General features: G+C 75.3%; 3 protein-coding genes. All 3 read right to left on the reverse strand.

From position 1 onward, the window contains the following. Window positions 1–46: 46 nt before the first annotated feature. Window positions 47–1,393 (reverse strand): ATP-binding protein, encoded by a 1,347-nt coding sequence (locus VGR37_07870; GenBank protein HEV2147306.1) that lies wholly within the window; start codon window positions 1,391–1,393, stop codon window positions 47–49. A gap of 307 nt (window positions 1,394–1,700) precedes the next feature. Continuing rightward, complete coding sequence (locus VGR37_07875; protein ID HEV2147307.1) at window positions 1,701–3,086, reverse strand: sigma-54 dependent transcriptional regulator; 1,386 nt, start codon at window positions 3,084–3,086, stop codon at window positions 1,701–1,703. A 15-nt stretch (window positions 3,087–3,101) separates the two neighbouring features. Further along, window positions 3,102–4,243: ABC transporter permease (locus VGR37_07880; GenBank protein HEV2147308.1), on the reverse strand; the 1,142-nt coding region annotated here is incomplete at its 5' end.

Genomic DNA, 4,243 nt, shown 5'->3' on the forward strand with positions numbered 1-4,243 from the left:
GGGCTCTGCGCATCCCGTACCGACGCGCGGGGGGACGGCGCCCGGCTCAGGCCACGGGCAGCGTCAGCCGCGCCTTCGTCCCGCGCGCGCCGTCGCGGTTCTCCAGAGCGAGGGTGCCGCCGTGCCCTTCGGCGATCTGGCGGCTGAGGACCAGGCCGATCCCTGTCCCCTGCGGCTTGGTGGTGAAGAAGGGGACGAAGAGGTTGGCGGTCTCGGAGAGCCCCGGCCCCTCGTCCTCGACGCAGACCTCCAGCCGCCCCCCTTCCTCGCGCCACCCAACCTCCACGCCCCCGCCGGTCTCCAGCGCCGCGTCGGCGGCGTTGCGCACCAGGTTGATGAGGAGCTGGTCGAGCTGGTCGCCGTCGGCGGGGATGGTGAGCTCCGGGCCGGGGACCACCCGCACCGGGAGGCGGGTCTCCAGCGCGGCGACCCGCCGGACCCAGGCGCCCACGTCCACCGGCGCGCGCTCCGGCGGGGGGAGGCGCGCCAGCCGCGCGTACGACGACATGAAGCGGCTCAGCGCCTCGGAGCGGCCGGCGATCACCGCCAGGCCGCTGCGCAGGTCGTCGTCCAGGTCGTCGGGGCGGGCGGGGGCGCCCAGGAGCCCCTGCAGCGTGCCGGCGATGCTGCGGATGGGGGCGAGCGAGTTGTTGATCTCGTGCGAGAGGACGCGGATCAGCCTCTGCCACGCCTGGCGCTCCTCCTCGCGGGCGATGCGGCTCACGTCGGCCAGGACCAGGAGCTGGTGGGGGCGCCCGCCCTGCCGGAACGGCGCCCGCCGCACCTCCCACCGGCCGTTCCCCCCGGCGAAGGCGCGGTCCAGCGTGCGGGGCGACTCGCCCTCCAGCGGGGCGTCCAGCCCCACCTCCGCCGCGGTGCGCCCCAGGATCCGCTCCGTCGGCTGCCCCAGGAGCCGCTCCCCGGCCCGGTTGGCGAGCCGCACCCGCGCCTCCTCGTCGAAGGCGAAGACGGCCACGTCGATCTCGTCCATGACGCGGCGGAGCAGGGCGGTGGCCTCCAGCGCGCGGACGCGCTGCTCGCGCAGCGTGTCGGCCAGGGCGTTGGCCTCCAGGAAGGCGAGCCCGAGGGCGTCGTCGGTCCCGGAGCCGCGCGCCCGCATGGAAAAGTCCCCCTCGCGCAGGGCGGCGAGGAGGTTGGAGAGCGTCTGCAGCGGGCGGATCACCCGCTCCCGCAGCGTGAACGCGAACCCCAGCCACCCCACGACGACGAACAGCGTGAGGGTCCAGCGGAGCTTGTCGTCGTACGGCCCCGTCCACAGCAGCAGGAGCGCCGTCGCGGCGCCGGGGAGCCCGGTCAGGAGCGCCAGGCGGAGGACCCGGCGCTGGTGGCTGGGGGGACGCCGCCTGCGGCGGGGAGGGGAGGGGGGGGTCACGGTGCAGGAAAGGCTCGCGCCCCCGGGGCGGGCCCCCACCCGGCAGGCCCCCACCCGGCGGCCTGAGAGCCGCCACCCTCCCCCAATTCTGGGGGAGGGCTTCCCGAGACTCGGCGCCGTCGTGCTCCCCCTCTCCCCTCGCGAGGAGCCCGCGTGAGGGATGCGAGCCCGAAGGGGCGAGACCCCGCGGCTGTTTGCGGGGGCTCGCCGCCGTTGAGCACGGTCGTATCGTGCTCTACGGCGCCGCAGCCCGACCCCGCGCCAGCGGGGGCACGCCCGAACGAGCTGTGAAGAGCCGTTCCAGACCTCACAGCCCGTAGCGCTGGAGCCGCCGGTACAGGGCGCTCCGGCTCAGCCCCAGCGCCTCCGCCGCCTGGCTGACGTTGCCGGCGTGGCGCTCCAGCGCCTTGCGGATCAGCACGCGCTCCACCTCCTCGAGCGGCATCTCTTCCAGCGTGGCCGCACCCGCGCCGGCGGAGGCGGAGCGGCGCCCGCGGAGCGTCAGGTCCTCCGGGGCGATCAGCGGCCCCTCGGCCAGGAGCACCGCGCGCTCGATGGTGTGCTCCAGCTCCCGGACGTTCCCCGGCCACGGATAGGAGAGGAGCGCCTGCATGGCCTCCGGCTCGAAGCCGGTGAGGTGCTTGCGGTACGCGTCGGCCTGGCGGTGGAGGAAGTGCGTCGCCAGGAGGGGGACGTCCTCGCGGCGCTCGCGCAGCGGGGGGACGTGGATCTCCACCGTGTTCAGGCGGAAGAGCAGGTCCTCGCGGAAGCGCCCCTCGGCCACCGCCTGGGCGAGGTCGGTGTTGGTGGCGGAGAGCACGCGCACGTCCACCTTCCGGGTGCGGGAGGTGCCCACGCGCTGGAACTCGCCGGTCTGCAGCACGCGCAGCAGCTTGGCCTGCTGCTCCGGCGGCATGGTGCCGATCTCGTCCAGGAAGAGCGTCCCCCCGTCCGCCAGCTCGAAGGCGCCCACGCGGTCCGCGCGGGCGTCGGTGAAGGCGCCCTTCACGTGCCCGAACAGCTCGCTCTCGAACACCCCCTCGGCGATAGCCCCGGCGTTGACCGTGACCAGCGCCCGCCCGGCGCGCCCGGAGACGGCGTGCAGCCAGCGGGCGACCACGTCCTTCCCGGTGCCGTGCTCGCCGGTGATGAGCACGTGCGCGTCGGAGGGGCCGATGCGCTCCATCATCCGCAGCACCGGCTGCATGGCGCGCGACTCGGCGATCATGGCGGGGCGGCCGTCGCTGCGCAGGCGCGAGTTCTCCTGCTCCAGCCGCTGCGTGCGCCGCAGGGCGCGCCCCAGCTCCACCTGCGAGCGGAGGATGGCGAGGAGGCGCGCGTTGTCCCACGGCTTCTCCACGTAGTCGCGGGCGCCGCGGCGCATGGCCTCCACCGCCCCCTCCACGCTCCCCCACGCGGTCATCACCACCACGGGGAGGGTGGCGTCCATCGCCTGCAGCTCGCCCAGCAGGTCCAGCCCTTCGCGCCCGGAGGTGGTGTCGCGGGCGTAGTTCAGGTCCATGAGCACCACGTCCAGCTCCCGGTCGCGCACGGCGGCCAGAATCCCGGCGGGGGACGACGCCGTCTCGATCCGGAAGCCCTCCCCCTTCAGCAGGAGGCGGAGGGCTTCGAGGACGTCGGGCTGGTCGTCGGCGACGAGGATGCGGGGAGGATCGTGCGTCGGGGAGTGCATGGCGTCAGGATGCACTCAGTCGGCGCGCAGCGCAACCATCGGGTCCACGCGGGTGGCGCGGCGCGCGGGAAGCCAGCTGGCGACGAGGGCGACGGCCGCGAGCAGCGCCGCCACTCCCAGGAAGGTGGCCGGATCGGTGGGGCGGACCCCGTAGAGCTGCGAGGCGAGGAGCCGCGCCAGGACGAGCGACGCGGCCACGCCGGCCAGCACCCCGGCGGCCGCCAGGCGGAAGGCGCCGCCGAGCACCAGGCGCAGCACGTCGCCCGCGCGCGCCCCCAGCGCCATGCGGACCCCGAACTCGCGGGAGCGCTGCGCCACGCCGTAGGAGACCACGCCGTAGATGCCGATCGCCCCGAGGACGAGCGCCAGGACGCCGAAGCCGCCGAGCAGGAGCACCAGCACGCGGGGCTGCGAGAGCGACTCGGACACGACCCGCCCCAGCGGGCGGACGTCGGAGATGGGGACGTTCCGGTCGAGCGACCAGACCGCCTCGTGCACCGCGCGGGAGAGCCCGGCGGGGTCCTGGCGGGTCCTCACCAGCATCGTCATGGAGCCGGTGGAGCGCTGGGCGAAGGGGCGGTAGAGCTGCGGGCGCGCCGGGGTCGCCAGGCTCTGGTCGCGCGTGTCGCCGACCACGCCCACGATGGTCACCCAGCTGCCTTCGCCCTCGAACACGGTGGAGACCTGCTTCCCGACCGGGTCCTCTCCGGGGAAGAGGCGCCGCGCCAGCGTCTGGTTGACCACCGCCACGGGCGCGGCCCCCTCCCGGTCGGCTTCCGTGAACGCCCGGCCGCGAACCAGCGGGACGCCCGCCGCGCCGAAGTACCCGGGCGTCACCACCCTCCAGTCCACCTCGGGAAGCCCCTCCCGCCCCTGCGCGGTCAGGGGCGAGCCCCAGTTGCTCCCGCCCAGCGGCAGGAGGTGGATCGCACCCACCGCGCTCACGCCGGGAAGGGCCGCCACGCGCGACAGGGCGTCGTCCCAGAACCCCCGCAGCCGCTCCGGCTCCGAGTACTCTGCCGAGGGGGGCATCACCCGCAGCGCGAGGACGCCTTCCGCCCGGAACCCCGGGTTCACGCCGCGGAGCTCCTGGAAGCTCCGCAGCATCAGCCCCGCGCCGAGGGTGAGCACGAGCGCGAGCGCCACCTGCGCGGGGA

This window comes from Longimicrobiaceae bacterium (assembly GCA_035936415.1).
GTDB lineage: Bacteria > Gemmatimonadota > Gemmatimonadetes > Longimicrobiales > Longimicrobiaceae > JAFAYN01.

Excerpts from the sequence above, each read along its gene's own strand:
- VGR37_07875 (HEV2147307.1), bottom strand. The coding sequence starts at position 3,086 with ATGCACTCCCCGACGCACGATCCTCCCCGCATCCTCGTCGCCGACGAC.